Here is an 18,207-nt window from a genome sequence, read left to right as displayed (position 1 = left end):
CCGGTATCGGTGCGGCGCTCAGCGCAGATTCCGGGTGAGCTCGACCGCTCCACCCTGGGTTTGCAGCCAGGCGAGGAAGTCGGCCAGGCCGCTGTCGCGGTCCACGACCGGCCGATAGCCGAAATCGCGGGCGGCGGCGCCGGTGTCATAGGTGGCGCTGCGGGTCATCAGCGCGACGGCGTAGCGCGACAGCGGCGGCGACCAGCGGGTCGCCACGGCCGGGATGCGCCAGATCGTCTCGATCACACGCACTGCCGCATTGATCACTCGGGGATGAGGTTTCCTGGTGGGTGGCCGGTACCCCAGCCGAGTGGCCACCTCACCCAGAAATCCCCAGACGTCGGTCTTCTCGGCGTCGGCGATGAAATACGCTCTGCCGCCCACCGCGTCCGACGCGGCCGCCTTCACACAGGCGTCGACGATATTGTCCACGTGGCACAGCGAGGCGTACACGGTGCGACCGAACGACAGGTCAGGCAGCGTCCCCGCCCCGGCCCGCCCGAGCAGCCGCACGATGGGTCCGGACCGGTCGCCCGCGCCCCAGATCGCGCGCGGGCGCAGTGCGCAGGTGCGGAATCCCTCGGTGTCGGCCGCCAGGACCGCCCGCTCGGCAGCGGCTTTGGTCTCGGCGTACAGGTTCAGGTAGCGCCGTGGGTAAGGCACCGATTCGTCGACGTCGAGCTGGTCGCCGCCGTAGTAGTCCATCAGCGCGCTGGGGCTGGAGATGAACACGAACCGGGCGGCCCCGGCGCGCCGAGCTGCCTCGAGCAGCCGCTCGGTGGCCCGGACGTTCTCGTTCCAGAACTGTTCCCGGGTGCCGCGCTCGTCCACCCGTGCCGCGCTGTGGAAGACGACGCCGACCCCGCGGGTGGCTCGCTCGAGCGAGGCGGGATCGGTCAGGTCGCCGTAGATCAGCTCGACCTTGTCGACGTCCGCGCCGAGGTCGCTCAAATCGCTGGTGCGTCGCACCAGGATCGATACGTCGTGCTCTCCGTCGCGCACCAGCCTGCGCACCAGCGCGCCGCCCAGGAATCCGGACGCGCCGGTCACCAGAACTTTGCTCATTGCCGTTCCTCCTTGCCGGGCGGGGTTCGCCACCAGGTCAGGCCGAAGATCTGGGTCAGGACCGCCGTCTCGAGCCTGCCGCGCCCGGAGCCCTCGGCGGCGCGCAGGGCCGCCGGGATCTGGGCCGCGTGCACGACGACGCTGAGGAACGCGTCGGTCCACCAGACGGTGCGCAGGATCCGGTTGTCCGGAATCCGGCCGGTCGCCGCGGCGAGCACGCCGCAGGCCAGATACAGCCATCCCAGTACGGGAATCGCCCGTAATGCAGTCGTTTTCATCGTCGGTTGTCCGTTCCGAGCCGGGTGGCCGCCCACGCGGCCAGCTGCTCGCGCCCGATCTTGGCGTTGTGCCGGATGTCCACCGGGAACGACGGGTGCACCAGGAAGTCGGCGATCGTCCTGGTGAGGTCGAACCGCGCGCCGCGGTCGCGCAGTGCGGTCTCGACGCCCTCCGGGGTCGCGCCGGGTTCCAGCTCGACGCAGAGCACCGGTCGTTGCGCTCCGCGCGCCCCGATCCCGACCAGCGCCGTCCTGGCCACCCCGGCGACGGTGTTGAAGACCTGTTCCACCTGCACGGTGAACATCGGTCCGTGCGCGGTGACCACGCGCTGACTCTTGCGTCCGCAGAACCAGATCCGATCCTGGTCGTCGATCCACGCGAGATCGCCGGTGCGGTGCCAGATCCGGTCACCGTCGATGATCTTGCCCAGCGTGTTCGCTCGCTCCGGCCAGTAGTACCCGGTGCTGACGTTCGGCCCGGCGACCACGAGTTCACCGATCCCGCGCGTGCGCTCCAGATCGCCCGCGAGTTCCTCGGCCCGCGCCCACGTCGGTATCGGGTCGTCGGTGATGGCGACGATCCGTGCCCGCACCTGGTACGAGGGCCGGCCGACACAGGTTCCCGCCCCCCGGTGCGCGCGCTCGACCAAGCCGTCCAGCAGCTCCCTGGACTCGATGGTGGACATCGGCAGCGCCTCGGTGGACCCGTACCCGGCGACGACCTTCGCGTCGTCGCCGAGCACGTCCCGCAGTCCGGCGATGCACCAGTCCGGCACCGGCGCGCCGCCGGAATAGACGCTGTCCAGCGAGGTCAGCTCGGCCGGTCGGCGGCGCAGATGGTCGAGCAGCGGGATCAGCACGGCAGGGGAGGCGAACATGGTTCGCACCCCGAACCGCTGGATCGCGTCCACCACGTGCGCGGGATCGGTCGCCCCGACCTTGCTCGGGATCAGCGGCGGCAGCACGCATCGCGACCCGAGCAGCAGATCCAGCACGCCGACCAGCGGAAGGGTGATCAGCGAGACCTCCGGAGCCACTTCGTCGCGGGCCATGTGCACCTGCTCCACCATCGCGGCCAGGTTGCCGTGCGTCATCCGCACGGCTTTGGCCGGCCCGGTACTGCCGGTGGTGAACGCGATGAACAGCAGGTCGTCCTCGGTGGAGGGGCGGCCGGGGGTGACCGTGCCGGTGGGCACGCGCCCCCATGCCCGCAGCGACTCGCCGCGCCAGAACCAGCGTCTGCCGACCGTGACCGTCGTGCGCACGCCGCGGAAGCCGCGCCGGAACAGCACGCGCAGCGCGTGCGCCTGCGGAATGCCGACGAACGCCTCGGCGTCCACGGCACGCAGGCAGCGCAGCATCTTTCGCACGCCCATGCCGGGGTCGATGACCACGGCCACCGCGCCGAGCTTCAGCAATCCGAACATGATCGCGTACAGTTCCGGGCTCGGCAGCACCAGCACGATGGTCCGCGTCCCGGTGCCGACACCCGACGCGGCGAGCCGCTGGGCGATCGTGTCCGACCACGCATCCAGCTCGCGGTAGGTCAGGTGCCGGTAGGCCGGCAGGCCATCGGGGCCGACCCCGTCCGCGTAGCGCACGGCCACCCGGTTGGGGTCGGTGCGGACGACCGCACGAAACCGATCGATGGCCTGCCAGTAGGTTCCCGTCGTCACGCAGGCGCCCCGGCGAAGACGGGCAACCGGTAGAGCACCGCCGCCGCCGCGGGCCCGGCGCCCGCCGCGACGAACAGCACCCGGCGGTGCTCGGCGAACGCGTCGTCCGCCACGGCCAGGTCGTAGGCCGCGGTGAGCGCCGCGGTGTGCGGGTCGCCATCGCGCAGATCCGGGACGCGGACCGATCGCCGGTCGATGCCGAGGGCATCGGCCAGCCGCTTCGGGAACTCCGGACTCGGCGTCGAGGCGATCAGGGCGATCTCGTCGAGCGAGGCGTGTTCGGAGTCGGCCAGCGCCTGCCGCGCGGCGTCCACGGCGACCTCCAGCAGGCGGTTCTCGAAGCCGGGCTCACGCTCCACCGTCATGGCGCCGCGGCCGGTGTTGCCCATCGTGGCGACGTCGACGTAGGCCTCCACGGCGGGTGTGCCCTCGCCCGCGGCGGTGTACACCCGGCCGAAGCCGGTCGGCTCGTCGGTGTGCTCCAGCAGCAGCGCCGCGCCGCAGGTGGCGTACGGGAACTCGGCGTCGCCCACGGAACGCAGCAACGAGGGGTGGGTGTCGCCGGAGACCACGAGCACATGCTCGGCGCTGCCGGTCTCCAGCACCGAGGTGGCGACCTGAATCGCGTTGAGCACGCTGACCGCACCGTTCATCAGGTCGAACGAGAAGGTCCGCGGGTCGTCCTTGGCGTATTCGAGCCCGATGCCCGCCGCTTTCTGCACCAGCGCCGACACGGCCGGTTCGACGGTGTTCGAATCGCGGAAGATGCCCGCGTTGATCAGCAGGCCCACCTGGTCGGGCCGGACGGAGGCTCGTTCGAGACTGCGCTTGGCCGCGCGAGCGGTGTGCTCCACGATGCTGTTGGTGTCGCCGCCCCGGCTGACGCCGGTGGACTTGATACGTACGCTCATGACCGACCTCAGACCTTCAGCGACGAGATGGTGGTGGACAGGAATCCGGTGACGATGCCGGAGGCCGCGGGCACCAGCAGCAACTTCGATCCGGCGGGGATGTTCTGCTCGCTGAGCTGATCGTGCAGCACGATGAAATGCGAAGTGGTGGAGGTGTTTCCGTACTTCTCGATGACGCGCAGGTCCGGCGGCATCGGGCTGCCGAACTCCCGCTCGGCGATGGCGTTCATCCACGGTATGGCCGCGGCGCCGAACTGATGGTGGATGACGTAGTCGAACGCCTCGTCGGCGAAGGTCTTGCCCTGCGCCTCGAGGAATTTCCGCTGGGTATTGGTGCCGAGCAGGAATCGGTCCTCGTTGTGCATCTTGCGGTTGTCGGTGTACATCGCGATGCCCTGCGTTTTACTGCTCGGCATGCCCAGGCACAGTTGCGCGTATTCCGCGGCGGTCATCATCTCGATGTAGTGGATCATGTCGTTTTCGTCGACGGCCTGGTCCAGGACGATCGCGCAGCCGGAGTCGCCGACGGACAGCGAGGCGAATTGCGGATCGTATTTCTGGGAAATCTCGGCCACTGCGGTTTCGGCGATCGGAGTAATTGCCTCGCCGCTGACGACGAGCCCGTTGCGAACGGCCCCGGATCGAATCATGCGATCGAGGATGTAGGTTCCGGTGAGCATTCCGGCGCAGGCGTTCGCGATATCGAACGTGATTGCGTTCTTAGCACCGATAAGACGGCTTATCGAACCGGCGAACGACGGCTCCATGTATACCCTGGTCGCCTGTTTGCTCCTCGTGATCGAGGCGGAGATGACGACGTCGATATCTTCCGGTGCATACTGTGACCTGGAAAGACAGTCTTCGACGGCCTTCATCGCCAGTGTGAACGAGTCCTCGTGGCTTTCCGGCCGGGTGTCGCGTACCCGGCGCTCGCGGACGCCGGTGATTTTCTCCAGATCGAACGAAGGCGGTTCTTTGAGCCGGGACAGCAGCTCCTCGGTGGTGAGGATATTCGAGGGCAGATAGGCGCCGATGGATTCGAAGCGAGAATGGGGAGACACGAGCGCTCCTGAAATCGTCGAGATATACGGTTCCGGATCGACTCTGATCGTCGGTGCGGTGAACACTACCCGACAGTAACAACAAATGGCTATATCCCTTGCGAGCGCGGCGTCTGAGACGGAAATCACTCGGCGAAGTATCTGTTTCGTGAGGTATCACCAACCGGTGATCGGCTGGCTATGGCGTTCGCAGTATTGCGATGTGACCCCCCGTTTCGGGTTGTCGTTGCTTTTCGGGTTCCGGATGCGATGTGGTGCCCGGTGGGGGCGATTGCGACGCTCCGGGAATGGCAACCTATCGGCTATTGCCGAATGGCGGCAATTCGTGAGTGGCCGCCAGGGCGGCTCCCTCGGTGGATGTGAGTGAGTTCACTGCGAATCGCGGACCTCGTGACCGGTCGGTATCGCGACCTGTGTTTCCCTCGCGCGCGGGCCGAACATCGTTGCGGCGCAGGGGATCACCGACCTCGGCCGAGTTGTGCCCGGTGTGTGTCTCCAACCCTCCACCTGGCCCGATAGGCTCAGGGCGGGCGCGTCGCCGCGGTGCGCCCGGACGTGCGCGGGCGATCGAAGGAAGAGGTTATGGCGACCGGAGTGGAGCATGTCGACGTCCTCATCGTGGGCGCCGGTCTCTCCGGCATCGGCGCGGCCTGTCATCTGCGCCGCGCGTTTCCCCAGAGGACCTACCTGCTCCTGGAGAGCCGAGCGGACCTGGGAGGGACGTGGGACCTGTTCCGCTACCCCGGCATCCGCTCCGACTCCGACATGTACACCCTCGGCTACCGATTCAAGCCGTGGCTGGGCGAGGAGTCGATCGCCCGGGGCGGTGACATCCTCGCCTACCTGCGCGAGACCGCGGCCGAATACGGCGTCGAACGCCGAATCCGCTTCCGTCATCGCGTGGTGAGCGCCGAATGGTCGAGCGCCGACAACCTCTGGTCGGTGCGTGCGGAACGCGGCGATACCGGCGAAACTGTCACGTTCACAGCGGGATTCCTGTTCTCCTGTGCCGGGTACTACCGCTACGACACGGGACACTCGCCCGGCTTCGCCGGCTCCGAGCGGTTCGCCGGCCCCATCGTGCACCCGCAGTTCTGGCCGGATGGGCTCGACTTCGCCGGCAAGCGGGTGGTCGTGATCGGCAGTGGCGCCACCGCCGTCACGCTCGCCCCCGCACTCACCGCCTCCGGCGCGCGGGTGACCATGCTGCAGCGCAGTCCGAGCTACATCGTCTCCGCGCCCGCCCGCGACCGCTTGGCGCTCACCGCGCGCCGTTTCCTGCCCCCGCGTGCCGCCTACGCGCTCGCCCGTGCCGAGAACATCGCCATCTCCACCGCGCTGTACCAGCTCAGCAGGCGCGATCCCGCGGGCACCCGCAAGCGTATCCGCGGCTGGCAACAGCGCTGGCTGCCCCCGGGCTACGACATCGACACCCATTTCACGCCCCGGTACGACCCGTGGGATCAGCGGTTGTGCCTAGCACCCGACGGCGACTTCTTCCGCGCCATCCGCCACGGCCTGCTGGAGGTGGTCACCGATCGGATCGAGACCTTCACCGAGCGCGGTCTGCGGTTGGCTTCCGGCGCGAGCCTGGACGCCGACATCGTCGTCACCGCGACGGGTTTGCAACTGCAGGCCTTCGGCGGCGTCGAACTCGTCGTGGACGGCTCGCCGGTGACGCCCGCGCAGCGTATGGCGTACAAGGCGATGATGCTGTCGGACGTGCCGAATTTCGCCTTCGTCGTCGGCTATCCGAACGCCTCATGGACGCTGAAGGCGGACCTGGTCGCGGAGTACGTCGTGCGGCTGCTGGGATACATGGACGAACACGGATACGTGCGGTGCGTGCCGGTTCGCGACCCGTCGGTCCGCGCCGAGTCGCTGTTCGGTGGCTTCACTCCCGGGTACGTGCGGCGCGCGGCGAACCTGTTTCCGGTGCAGGGCGATCGGGCGCCGTGGCGTCTGCGCATGAACTATCTGCGCGATCTGGTCACGCTGCGTTACGGCCGGATCGCGGACCGGGCCATGCGGTTCGAGCGGGCGCAGGCGCCGGGCGCCCGCGGCTAGGCCTCGGTGCTCAGCGACGAGCGCGCCGTGGCGATCCGCTCGATGACGTCGGCGGCGTGCGCGTCGAAACGCTCCCGCGAAACCGGGATCTCACCGTCCAGCCAGGGGCGATAGAGATAGGCCAGCGCGCCGAAGATGGCGCTGGCGTTGAGCGCGTAGTCGTGTTCGTCGGGGACGGGCTGGGTGTAGTCGCCCGCGCTGATGGTCAGCGCGATCGGCGCGGTGAACAAGCCGATGAGCTCGTTGGCGCGCGGCATCAGCACCGGAGTGGCCTGGGATTCGATGAACATGATCCGCCCGCGGCGGCGGTCCTCCAGTAAATAGTCGGTGAAGACGGCCACCATGTGGCGGAACATCGCGTCACGTTCGATGGGCGCGTTGGGCAACTCGTCGAGCAGGCGGTCGCGCGCGCCGAGCACTACGCTGTCCAGCACCGTCGTCAGCAGCGTGTCCAGATTCTGGAAGCTCTCGTAGAAGTAGCGTTCGGTCAGCCCGGCCTGGCGGCAGACTCCCCGCATGGACGTCTCGGCGGCGCCTATGGTCGCCATCAGCTCGGTGCACGCCTCGATCAGCTGTTCCCGGCGCGCGGCGACGCGATCGGCGGGGGATTGCCCGCGCCAGCGGCGCATGCCCGGGATCGCTCCGTCGGCTTGGTCCATGGCGTCATCCTCTCATAGCGACCGATTTGACATCATGTGATGTTGACAGCATCTGATGTCAGTAATACATTGCGAAGACACCGATCGACGACGAGGGGTGCGAGATGGGCTCTGCCGTATATGCCGACCAGACTCACGCCATCAACGCGCGAGCCGTGGAGTTCGACTTCGCCACGGTGCCGCTGCACTACATCCCCGGCGAGGCGATGGCCACCCACATCATCAACGTCATGCACCTGGTGCTCCCCGAAGGCGAGCGCGCGATGGCGCAGGCGCTGGCCGAGGCGTTGCCGCTGATCGAGGACGAGCGGTTACGCGAGGAGGTCCGCGGCTTCATCGGCCAGGAATCCATGCACGCCAGTTCCCACGAGAAGGCACGTGAGCAGCTGGAACGGCTCGGCCTCGAAGTCGGCCCGATGGTCGACCGGGTGAGCTGGCTGGTCGACCGGGTGCTCGGCGACCACGGCCTGAGCGGGCGGGCCAAGCGGGAGTGGCTGTGCGAGCGGCTGGCGCTGTTCGCGGGCATGGAGCACTACACCGCGGTGATCGGCGAATGGCTGCTGACCAACGACAAGCTCGAAGCCAAGGGCATGCACCCGGCGATGCTCGACCTGATCCGCTGGCACGGCGCCGAGGAGGTCGAGCACCGCAGCGTCGTCTACGACGCGTACATGCATATCGACGGCGGATACTCCCGCAAGGCGCGGCAGGCGTTCCTCGCGAGTGCGGGCTTGCTGGTCCTGTTCGTCGTCTCCAGCGGTTATCTGTTCCAAAAGGACCCGTCGAAGCACAAAGGACGGTTCTGGCCGCTCCAGTTGGCCAGCGCCTCGGTGCGGGGTGTGGTGCCGAGCTTCACCACGTTCTTCACCGAGATCCCGCGCTATCTGCGGCCGGGTTTCCACCCGTCGCAGCTCGGCCCGATGGACAACGCGCTGCGCTACCTCGCGCAGTCGCCCGCGGCGAGGGCGGCGGGCGCGTGACCGCCGTCGGGGAACGGTTCCAGCCCGGCCCCGCGCTGCGGTTGATCGGCTCGGCGGCCGACGCCTACAAGCGGCTGTTCACCGAGGGCTCTGCCGCGCGGCTGCTTTCGCCGCCCCGGCCGGTGCGGCACAGCGGTTACGACTTCGAGGTGGTGATCGACCGGATCGGGCACGAGGCCGACGGCGTGGTCAGCTTGTGGCTGCGCCATCCGGAGGGTGGTCCGCTGCCCGCGTGGACGCCGGGCGCGCATCTGGACGTCTTGTTGCCGTCCGGTCGCCAGCGACAGTATTCGCTGACCAACGATCCCGCCGATCGCGGCTTCTATCGCATCGCGGTGCGCCTCATCCCCGACGGCGAAGGCGGATCGGCGGAGATCCATCGGGACCTGCGGGTAGGTGACCGGCTGTGCGTACGCGGTCCGCGCAACGCGTTCCCCTTCGTCGCGGCGCCGTGCTATCTGTTCGTCGCGGGCGGCATCGGGATCACCCCGATCCTGCCGATGGTCGCCGCGGCCGAGCGTGCCGGAGTGCCCTGGCGGCTGATGTATCTGGGCCGGGCCAGATCGCGCATGCCGTTCCTGTACGACTTGGCCCGCTACACCGGCGGCGACGTCGTGGTGCGCCCCGACGACGAGTTCGGCGCACCCGACGCGCGGATGATCTTCGAGCAGACGCCGCCCGGCGCGGCGGTGTACGTCTGCGGGCCGCCGCCGCTGGCCGAGGCCGCGCGTGCGGTGCTCGCCCTGCACGACCCGACGGCCTCGCTGCACACCGAGCGGTTCTCCCCGCTGCCCGTGCGCGACGGCGAGCCGTTCCGGATCCGGCTGCACCGCAGTGGTTTCGACGTCGAGGTCGCTGCCGACGAGTCCGCGCTCAGCGCGATCCGGCGGGTGCTGCCCGGCGTGGCCTACTCCTGTCAGCAGGGATTCTGCGGCACCTGCAAGACGCGGGTGCTCGCGGGCGCGGTGGACCACCGGGACCGGACGCTGCTGGATTCCGAGCGTGCGGAAGCCTTGCTGACCTGCGTCTCCCGGGCGCGTGGCGGTGAACTCGAACTGGATCTGTGAGCTGGGCGGGCAACGGCGCCCGCCGGTGGGAGGAAGACATGGCAGTGGCGGCGAAGCCGGAGCACGTCCCGATCGCGGTCATCGGGGCCGGGATAGCCGGGATCGGCCTGGCGGTCTCGCTGCGCGAAGCGGGCATCGACGATTTCGTGCTGCTCGAGCGCGCGGGTGATCTCGGCGGCACCTGGCGGGCCAACACCTATCCGGGCTGTGCTTGCGACGTGCCCTCGCATTTGTACTCGTATTCCTGGGCGCCCAATCCCGACTGGTCGCGCACCTACGGGACCCAGCAGGAAATCCTCGATTACCTTCGGTCGGTCGCGACGCGCCGCGACGTGGTGCGGCACATGCGGTTCGACGTCGAGGTGGCCGAGGCTCGCTGGGACGAGGCGGCCACACGGTGGCGGTTGCGCACCAGTCGCGGCGACCTCACCGCGGATGTGCTGGTCTCCGCCGTCGGGCCGTTCAGCGAGGCGCGGATCCCGCGGTTGCCGGGTGCGGAGACCTTCGCAGGGACGCAATTCCACTCGCTGCACTGGGATCACGAGCACGATCTCGCCGGGGAGCGGGTCGCGGTGATCGGGACGGGCGCCTCCGCCGTGCAGTTCATCCCCGAGATCCAGCCCGTGGTCGGCACGCTGACGGTGTTCCAGCGCTCGGCGCCCTGGATCGTGTCGCGGCTGGATCGCCGCACGCTGCCCGCCGAACGCGCGCTGCTGCGCCGGATGCCCGTCCTGGGCAAGGCGATCCGCGGTCTGTGCTACACCGGCATCGAAGGATTCGGCCTGGTCGGTTTCGTGGACAAGCGGTTCCGGCATCCGTACGAGGCGCTCGGCAGGCTGCAGCTGCTGCGCCAGGTGCGCGATCCGGCGCTGCGCCGCAAACTGACCCCCGACTACGTGATCGGGTGCAAGCGGGCCATCTTCTCCGACGCCTACTATCCGGCACTGACCCGACCGAACGTCGAGGTCGTGACCGAAGGCATCCAGGAGATCCGCGCCGGGTCCATCGTCACCGCCGACGGCGCCGAACACCCGGTGGACACGATCATCTGGGGCACCGGATTCGGTGTGCCTCCCGCGATTTTCGACCGGGTGCACGGAATCGGCGGACAGTCGATCGGCGATCGGTACCGCGAGCGGCCGAGCAGCTACCTCGGCACGACCATGGCGGGCTTCCCGAACTTCTTCTGCACCCTGGGACCGTTCGGTGCGGCGGGCAATCAGTCCGCGATCTATATGATCGAGGCGCAGGTGCGCTATATCGTCGATGCCGTGACCACCCTGCGTGCGCGGAACATTCGGCGGATCGATGTGCGCGAGGAGGTGCAGCGGGCCTTCCTGGACGAGGTGACCGAGCGCAGCCGCGACACCGCATGGCTGACCGGCGGTTGCCGCAGCTACTACCAGACCGCCGATGGTGGCAACGCGGGCCTGTACCCGAACTGGAGTTTCGAATATCAGCGGCGCACAAGACGGTTCGATCCGGAGTCCTACCGGCTGCGGGCCGGGTGAGCGCCGTGGTCGCCGACCTGCTGCGTCAACTGCTGTCCCCGCCCGCCGAACACCGGTTGGACGTCCGTGACCGGATCGTGGTGATCACCGGGGCGGGCACCGGCATCGGCCGGGCGCTGGCCGAGAAGCTCTACGCTTCCGGCGCTTCGGTGGCGCTGATCGATATCGATGAGGCCGCCGCCGCGGCCGTCGGGCGTTCCATGGGGGACCGCGCGCTGGTCGTGCGCGCGGACGTCTCCGACCGAATCGGGATGCGTGAGGCCGTCGCTCGGGTGCGTGAGCGGTTCGGCCGGATCGATGTCGTCGTGGCCAACGCCGGAGTGGTGCCCGAGCCCGCGACCATCCGGACGATGAATCCCGGGGACTTCGATCGCGTCATCGGAATCAACGTGACCGGCGTGTTCAACACCGTGCACCCGGCGCTGGAGGACATCGTCGCCGCGAAGGGACACGTCGTGGTGGTCTCCTCCGCCGCGGCCTTCGCGCCCGGCATGGGCGGTTCGCCCTACATGGTGAGCAAAGCCGCGGTCGAGCAGTTCGGGCGGGCGCTGCGGGTGGAGCTGGCCGCGGTCGGGGCGAGTGCGGGCGTGGCGTACTTCGGCATCGTCGACACCGCGATGACCCACGGCACCCTCGACAAGGACGAGCTGGGCGCCGCTCTCGGCGCGTTGCTGCCGTGGCCGCTCAACGTGCGCATCACGGTGGGTGACGCGGCGGAATCCATCGCCGACGGCATCGCCCGCCGCGCGGCGCGCACCATCGCGCCGCCGCAGTGGGAGCCCTACGCGCTGCTGCGCGGCGTGATCAACGTGGTGCTGGACAGCAGGCTCGCGCGTGACCCGCGCGTGCACGATCTGATCCATCGGGTCGAACGGCGCGTCGTCGACAGTCACCCCGCGACGCCGCTACCGCGCTGACGCACGTGCGGCGCTACGGTTCGGCGGGGAAGATCGTGGGCAACGTCAACGCGTACTCCACGTCGACCCGCGTACCGAGCGTCGTGAGCAGCACCCGGATCATCGTCAGGCGTGCCGCCGCGACGGTTTCCGCGTCCGGTTCGGCGCCGGGAGCGGTGCCCGCGGAGATCCGGTAGACCACGTACTCGCACAAGTGCAGCGCGGCGTCCAGGTCGAGCGGGCTCGGCACCGGGCGGCCCAGCTCAGCGAACGTCTCGCGCACCAGGCCGCGGATGTCGTCGAGCGCGCGCTCCCGGTACGCCGAGACCGGCGAGCCCGGATCGTGCAGCTCCGCGAACAGCGGCCGCAGCATGGGGCCGTGCCCGCGCGCCCAGTCCAGATAGGCGTCGATCAGCCGGATCCCCAGCTCGACCGGCTCGTCGGTGCCGGTCAGCGCGGTGCGGATGCCGCCGACCAACCCCTCGTTCGAGGTGTCGAGCACGGCGAGCAACGGTTCTTGCGCGTTGCCGAAATAGCGGTAGAAAGTCGGCCGGGCCAACCCCGCCTGCTCGATGATCTGCGCGACGCTCAGCCCGCGCGATCCGGTTCGGGTGAACACTTCCGCGGTCGCGAGCACGATCCGGGCGCGGACCGATTCGGCTTGCTCCTGCGTCTGCGGCGGCCGGCCGCGCCGCGTGGTCGTGGACTCACCGGACATCGTGCCGCCTCACAACGCGGACCCTGAGATTCCTGTGCGCCACGACGAACAGCTTGACACGAGGTGTGACATGAACATTAATCTAACACCACTGTTCATTTAATGAGGCGCGCCTGCGGCGCGGCCCACCGTCCTCGAGAGGACCGCCCATGACGACCACCTCGCAGCCGGCCGCCGCCGACGCGCTGCCCTCGTCGCTGGTGCAGCCGTTGCTGGCGCACGCCGTCGCGGGCGGCGCGCCCGCCGTCGAGGTGTTCGCTCCCGCGACCGGCGCGAAGATCGCCGACCTGCCGCAGTCCTCCACCGAGGACATCGAGACCGCCTTCGCCACCGCCCGGCGAGCGCAGCGCGAGTGGGCGGGGCGCTCGGTCCGGGAGCGGGTCGCGGTGCTGCGCCGGTTCCACGACATCGTGCTCGCCGAGCAGGACGCGATCCTGGACATCGTGCAGACCGAGACGGGCAAGGCGCGGGCGCACGCCTTCGACGAGGTCGGCGACGTGGCCGTGAACGCCAGGTACTACGCGTCGGTGGCCGCCCGGTTGCTGGCCACCCGCAAGCCGCGCGGAGTGCTTCCCGTGCTCACCCAGGTCGACGTGCGGCACCGGCCCAAGGGCGTGGTCGCGGTCATCTCACCGTGGAACTACCCGCTGGCGCTGGCCGCCTCCGATGCGCTGCCTGCCCTGATCGCGGGCAACGCCGTGGTGGCGCGCCCGGACAACCAGACCGCGCTCACCGCGCTGTGGGCCATCGACGCCGCCGTCCGCGCCGGACTGCCGCGCGGGCTGTGGCAGGCGGTGCTCGGTCGCGGCTCGGTGATCGGCGGCGAGGTGATCGCCCGCGCCGACTACGTCGACTACACCGGCTCCAGCGCGACCGGACGGACGATCGCCCAGCAGGCGGGCGAGCGTTTGATCGGGTACTCGCTCGAGCTCGGCGGCAAGAACCCGCTGCTGGTGCTCGCCGACGCGGACGTCTCGCGCGCCGCCAAAATCGCCATCCGGGCCTGCTTCGCCTCGGCCGGGCAGCTGTGCGAGTCGATGGAACGGATCTACGTACACGACAGCGTCTACGACCGTTTCGTCGCCGAGTTCGTCGGGCACGTCGAGGCCATCCGGCTCGGCGGCGGTCTGGACTACGACAGCGACATGGGCTCGCTGACCTTCCAGCGCCAGCTCGACACGGTGGTCGCGCACGTGAACGACGCGGTGTCCAAGGGCGCCACGGTGCTGGCGGGCGGCCGGGCGCGCCCCGACCTCGGCCCGTACTTCTACGAGCCGACCGTGCTGGCCGGGGTGGGGCCGGGAATGACGGTCCACCGGGAGGAGACCTTCGGCCCCGTGGTCTCGATCTACCGCGTGAGCAGTGACGACGAAGCAGTCGAACAGGCCAACGACACCGCCTACGGCCTCAACGCCAGCGTCTGGACCAAGGACATCGGCCGCGGCCGCGCGGTGGCGGCGCGGATCAACGCGGGCTCGGTGAACGTCAACGAGGGCTTCATCGCCGCGTGGGGCAGCGCCGACGCGCCCTCGGGCGGGCTCGGCATCTCCGGCACCGGCCGCAGGCACGGTCCCGAGGGCCTGCTCAAGTACATCGACACGCAGACCATCGCGGTGCAGCGCATGCTGCCGATCGCGCCGCTGCCCGGCATGTCCGAAGCGGTATGGGCCAAGACGATGACGCTGTACTTCGGCGTCATGAAAACGCTTCGGCAGAAGTAACTCGGACGACTCACGGATCAGAAAGCAGTACGGATGAAACTGGACACGGTCGCGGGCAAGAGGGTCCTGGTGACGGGAGCCGCGATGGGCTTGGGCAAGCTGTTCGCCGAGCGCGCGGTGCGCGAAGGCGCCGCGGCGGTGGTGCTGTGGGACATCAACGAGGCCGTGCTGAAGGACACCGCCGCCGAGTTGAGCGGCCGCGGCAGCGCGATTCACCACCACGTGGTCGACGTGGCCTCGCCCGAGGCGATCACCGAGGCGGCGGCGACCGTTCGCGAGCAGGTCGGCGGCATCGACGTCCTGGTCAACAACGCGGGCATCGTGCGCGGCAACACCTACTTCTGGGAGACCGGCGACCGCGCCGACATCGACAAGACGATGGCGATCAACTCGCTCGCCCCGATGTACGTCACGCTGGAGTTCCTGCCCGCCATGGTGGCCGGCGCCACCGACGCGCGGGTGCTCACCATCGCGTCCTCGGCGGGTCTGGTGTCCAATCCGCGCATGAGCGTGTACGCCGCGTCCAAGTGGGCGGCCCTGGGCTGGTCGGACTCGGTGCGCATCGAACTGGAACAGGCCGGCCACGACCACGTGAAGGTCACCACGATCTGCCCGACCTACATCAACACGGGAATGTTCGAGGGCGCCAGAGGCTTCCTGTTCACCCCGATCCTGGAACAGCACAAGGTGGTCGACACCGCGTGGCGCGAGATGAAGAACGGCACGCCGCTGGTCGTGCTGCCGTGGACCTCGCGCCTGAACAAGGCGATCTCCGGCTTGCTGCCGATCAAGCTGCGCGACCTGTTCCTGGACACGGTCGGCGTCTACCACTCGATGGACGAGTTCACCGGCCGCAAGAACTAGGCACGGTGCTCCGGCGGCCACCCGGGCGCACCTGGAAGTGCTACCACCCGTAATGGACGTCGGAACGAGAGGCGGCGTCGTCGTGCCATCCCCGAGGCACCGCGTCCGCCACCGCATGGTGCTCGCGCCTCCCGGGCCGAGCACGGAACCCTGATCCATGATCGAGCGCAGAGGCGACAGCTGCCGTCGCCGTCAACGGGGCTTGGCGCCGATGACGACGGTCGCGTACAGCTCTCGTGACTGCGCGACGCGTCCGTCGAGGTCGTGTTCGGCCAGCACGGCGAGGGCGATCGGCGCCTGCTGCTCGCTGGACTCCACGAGCAGCTGCCCGCCCGGGGACAGCCAGTCGGCGGCCTCCGCCGCGACCCTGCGGAACACGTCCAAGCCGTCCGGGCCGCCGTCGAGGGCGGTGCGCGGTTCGTGGTCGCGGGCTTCGGGTGGCATCCGCGCGATCGAGTCCGACGGGACGTACGGGGTGTTGCAGAGCAGGATGTCGACGCAACCGCGCAATTCCTCCGGCAGCGGCTCGAAGAGATCGCCTCGGTAGACCGGCGCGCCGATCGGCGTGAGGTTTCCGCGGGCGCACTCGACCGCGACCGGATCGATGTCGGCGGCGGCCAGCGTGACCGGACGGCCCTCGGCGGCCGCGGTCGTCGCCGTCGCGAGGCCGAGCGCCCCGGAGCCGCAGCACAGGTCGACCACCACCGGATGCCCCGGCCGGGCGTGGATCAGCTCCACCGCCAGGTCGACGAGGAACGCGGTGCGCTGCCGCGGCACGAAGACGCCGGAACAGACCCCGACCCGCAGGCCACGGAACTCCGCCCAGCCGAGCAGGTGCTCGAGCGGACTGCCGGCGACGCGCTGGGCGACGAGCGATTCGAGCGCCACACCCGTCTCCTCGGCGGCGGCCGTGAGCAGCCGCGCCTCGTCTTCGGCGAACACACAGCCCGCGGCCCGGAGCCGGGCCACCACGTCGCTGCTTCCGGCTGACCTCACCCGGCCATCCTGCCGCGCGCAGGGCTGATCCCGCCAACGGATTTCCAGGCGATCGGGACCCGCGGCCGCAGGCGGGAGTCCCGATCGCCGGACAGTTCAGCGTGCCGTGCTGAGCTGGAAGGTGCGGGTGGCGTCGAGATAGATGCCGCGCTGAGCCGGTCGGCCGGGCGGGGGTAGCTGCGAGACCAGCTGTTCGAGCGAGGTCGTCGCCCCGACAACCCGGGTGCCGGCGACGATGAAATCGGCGACGGCACGGCGGATGTGGTTGGGCGAGGTGACCACGATCGCGCTCGTCGCACCCACGTCGCGCAGCATCCTGGTGCTGAACAGGGCGTTCTGCACGGTCGATCCCGCCCTGCCCTCCACGTGGATACGCGCGGGCGGCACGCCGTGGCCGACCAGCCAGTGGCGCATGGCCTCGGCCTCGGTGATGCCGTTCTGCGGATTCCCGCCGGTGACCACGATCGGCGAGAGCGGTGCGGCGATCGACTGCAACCACGCCGCGGTGAGCCGGCTGACGAGTTCGGGGCGCAGCGCCCCGTCCGGCAGCAGACCGTAGCCGAGCACGACGATGCCGGTCTGCGGTCCCGCCAGCGCGGGCAGCGGATTCGGCAGGGTGCCCACCGCCGCGCGGATGGCGCCGAGCACATTGTCGGTGCCCCGCGCCAGCCCGGGATCCACCGCGTGCAGCCGGGCCATGGCGTCCAGCAGCGCGGGCAGGTCACCGGCGTAGTCGGACCAGATCGCCTGCAGGGCCAGCGCTTCGGCGTCCGCGGGATCGGCGCCGATCAGATCGCGCAGGTCGGCGCGGCCCGCGGCGTCGTCGCCGTTGGCGAAGTGGCGCTGGGCGGAGTTGTACAGGGCGCTGGTGTCCGGTGCGGCGTGCGCGGGGACGCCGGCCGGACCGATGAGCGAGAACGCGGCGAACGCCGCCACGGCGAGAAATTTCCGATGCCTCGAGATCGTCACTACAGTCGTCACCTTTCCGCTGATGAACGGTTGGTACGTGCTAGCAGTTAGCTGGGGCAAGCATGGATCACCATACGGGCGAATTGCCCCGCGCTCCGGCAATTGTGAGGGCGGCGTCGATCCGCACTTCGCTAGTTGCTAAAACTTTGCTATCTGTGACCCCGGCGGCGGGGGGATTCGTCCGGCCGCGCCCGTTAGGCTGTGTCAACGTGGATACCGTTTCGCTGTCCGGCAAGGAACTCGCCGCCGCCGTCAATGCCGATACCAAGGCCCGCGCCGCCGCGCTCACCGAGGGCGGCGCCGCCCCGCGCCTTGCCCTGATCGTGGCGAACGACGACCCGGCGAGCGCCTGGTACGTCAACTCGCTGCGCAAGGCGGCCGAACGGCTCGGAATCGCTTGCGACACGGTCGATCTAGGACCGGAAGCCGGTGTCGCGGAGATCCGCGCCGAGCTGACCGCGCGCGGCGCGGATGCCGCGACCGACGCGATCATGCTGCAAACCCCGCTCCCGGCGGGTATCACGCTCGACGACGTGAGTTCGGCGATCGTCGCCGCCAAGGACGTCGACGGTGTGAGCCCGCTGTCGCTCGGCCTGCTCGCGGCGGGGCTGGACGGTTTCGTTCCGGCCACCTCCGAAGCCGTGGTCGAACTGCTGGAACATCACCGGATCCAGCTCGCCGGTCGTCATGTCGCGGTCGTCGGCCGCTCCAACGTCGTCGGGAAGCCGCTGGCTCAGCTGCTGCTGGCGAAGGCGCGACCGTCACGGT

At 69.4% G+C, this 18,207-nt stretch carries 17 protein-coding genes; 8 read left to right on the top strand and 9 right to left on the bottom strand.

Translation table 11 applies throughout. The features are described 5' to 3' along the window. Positions 1 to 18: 18 nt before the first annotated feature. Genes ON27_RS15700 through ON27_RS15680 form a run of 5 tightly spaced genes read right to left on the bottom strand, consistent with a single transcriptional unit; the run spans position 19 to position 4,991 of the window. Positions 19 to 1,065 carry an NAD-dependent epimerase/dehydratase family protein gene (locus tag ON27_RS15700; RefSeq protein ID WP_051046647.1) on the bottom strand — a complete coding sequence of 349 codons (1,047 nt, stop codon included), beginning with the start codon at positions 1,063 to 1,065 and terminating at the stop codon, positions 19 to 21. Next, complete coding sequence (locus tag ON27_RS15695; RefSeq protein ID WP_043726833.1) at positions 1,062 to 1,343, bottom strand: hypothetical protein; 282 nt, start codon at positions 1,341 to 1,343, stop codon at positions 1,062 to 1,064. The genes ON27_RS15700 and ON27_RS15695 overlap by 4 nt, the downstream gene beginning before the upstream one ends. After that, a complete protein-coding gene (locus tag ON27_RS15690; RefSeq protein ID WP_051046646.1) occupies positions 1,340 to 3,019 on the bottom strand; it encodes a fatty acid CoA ligase family protein in 1,680 nt (559 codons plus the stop codon). Before ON27_RS15690 ends, ON27_RS15695 begins: the two co-directional genes overlap by 4 nt. After that, positions 3,016 to 3,930 carry a beta-ketoacyl-[acyl-carrier-protein] synthase family protein gene (locus ON27_RS15685; protein ID WP_043726830.1) on the bottom strand — a complete coding sequence of 305 codons (915 nt, stop codon included), beginning with the start codon at positions 3,928 to 3,930 and terminating at the stop codon, positions 3,016 to 3,018. The genes ON27_RS15690 and ON27_RS15685 overlap by 4 nt, the downstream gene beginning before the upstream one ends. An 8-nt stretch (positions 3,931 to 3,938) precedes the next feature. Next, positions 3,939 to 4,991 (bottom strand): 3-oxoacyl-ACP synthase III family protein, encoded by a 1,053-nt coding sequence (locus ON27_RS15680; protein WP_043726880.1) that lies wholly within the window; start codon positions 4,989 to 4,991, stop codon positions 3,939 to 3,941. A 582-nt stretch (positions 4,992 to 5,573) separates the two neighbouring features. Here ON27_RS15680 and ON27_RS15675 point away from each other — a divergent pair. Then, positions 5,574 to 7,058, top strand: a complete 1,485-nt coding sequence (locus tag ON27_RS15675; RefSeq protein ID WP_043726827.1) for a flavin-containing monooxygenase — start codon at positions 5,574 to 5,576, stop codon at positions 7,056 to 7,058. On the opposite strand, the gene ON27_RS15670 is transcribed toward ON27_RS15675, so the two are convergent. Beyond that, the gene (locus ON27_RS15670) at positions 7,055 to 7,717 is read right to left on the bottom strand and encodes a TetR/AcrR family transcriptional regulator (RefSeq protein WP_043726824.1); all 663 of its coding nucleotides are present in this window, start codon (positions 7,715 to 7,717) and stop codon (positions 7,055 to 7,057) included. The two genes, ON27_RS15675 and ON27_RS15670, sit on opposite strands and share 4 nt — an antisense overlap. 104 nt (positions 7,718 to 7,821) lie before the next feature. Here ON27_RS15670 and ON27_RS15665 point away from each other — a divergent pair, with 104 nt between their 5' ends. From ON27_RS15665 to ON27_RS15650, 4 genes are read left to right on the top strand one after another with little or no spacing between them, the layout of a single operon-like run. Next, positions 7,822 to 8,697: a metal-dependent hydrolase gene (locus tag ON27_RS15665; protein ID WP_051046645.1), complete on the top strand. Its 876-nt coding sequence runs from the start codon at positions 7,822 to 7,824 to the stop codon at positions 8,695 to 8,697. Further along, entirely contained in the window at positions 8,694 to 9,764 is a 1,071-nt protein-coding gene (locus ON27_RS15660) for a PDR/VanB family oxidoreductase (protein WP_043726819.1), read from the top strand. Before ON27_RS15665 ends, ON27_RS15660 begins: the two co-directional genes overlap by 4 nt. Before the next feature lie 38 nt (positions 9,765 to 9,802). Then, positions 9,803 to 11,275: a flavin-containing monooxygenase gene (locus ON27_RS15655; protein WP_043726878.1), complete on the top strand. Its 1,473-nt coding sequence runs from the start codon at positions 9,803 to 9,805 to the stop codon at positions 11,273 to 11,275. 5 nt (positions 11,276 to 11,280) lie between these two features. After that, positions 11,281 to 12,192, top strand: coding sequence for a short-chain dehydrogenase/reductase (locus ON27_RS15650; protein WP_245559968.1), 912 nt, complete (start codon positions 11,281 to 11,283; stop codon positions 12,190 to 12,192). Positions 12,193 to 12,205: 13 nt separating this feature from the next. On the opposite strand, the gene ON27_RS15645 is transcribed toward ON27_RS15650, so the two are convergent. Beyond that, a complete protein-coding gene (locus ON27_RS15645; protein WP_043726816.1) occupies positions 12,206 to 12,889 on the bottom strand; it encodes a TetR/AcrR family transcriptional regulator in 684 nt (227 codons plus the stop codon). A 149-nt stretch (positions 12,890 to 13,038) separates the two neighbouring features. Here ON27_RS15645 and ON27_RS15640 point away from each other — a divergent pair, with 149 nt between their 5' ends. Further along, complete coding sequence (locus tag ON27_RS15640) at positions 13,039 to 14,610, top strand: succinic semialdehyde dehydrogenase (RefSeq protein WP_043726813.1); 1,572 nt, start codon at positions 13,039 to 13,041, stop codon at positions 14,608 to 14,610. A gap of 33 nt (positions 14,611 to 14,643) precedes the next feature. Next, a complete protein-coding gene (locus ON27_RS15635; RefSeq protein WP_043726809.1) occupies positions 14,644 to 15,474 on the top strand; it encodes an SDR family NAD(P)-dependent oxidoreductase in 831 nt (276 codons plus the stop codon). Between the two features lie 192 nt (positions 15,475 to 15,666). Here the strand turns inward: ON27_RS15635 and ON27_RS15630 are convergent, their stop codons facing one another. Then, positions 15,667 to 16,470, bottom strand: coding sequence for a putative protein N(5)-glutamine methyltransferase (locus ON27_RS15630; protein WP_043726807.1), 804 nt, complete (start codon positions 16,468 to 16,470; stop codon positions 15,667 to 15,669). A 96-nt stretch (positions 16,471 to 16,566) separates the two neighbouring features. Then, positions 16,567 to 17,439 (bottom strand): YdcF family protein, encoded by an 873-nt coding sequence (locus ON27_RS15625; protein ID WP_083887603.1) that lies wholly within the window; start codon positions 17,437 to 17,439, stop codon positions 16,567 to 16,569. Between the two features lie 209 nt (positions 17,440 to 17,648). Between ON27_RS15625 and ON27_RS15620 the strand changes: the two genes are divergently transcribed. Continuing rightward, on the top strand, positions 17,649 to 18,207 hold a 559-nt coding region (locus ON27_RS15620; RefSeq protein WP_043726805.1), incomplete at its 3' end, for a bifunctional 5,10-methylenetetrahydrofolate dehydrogenase/5,10-methenyltetrahydrofolate cyclohydrolase.

The organism is Nocardia asiatica NBRC 100129 (assembly GCF_000308415.1).
Lineage (GTDB): Bacteria > Actinomycetota > Actinomycetes > Mycobacteriales > Mycobacteriaceae > Nocardia > Nocardia asiatica.
This window is presented reverse-complemented; position numbering and strand designations above follow the sequence as displayed.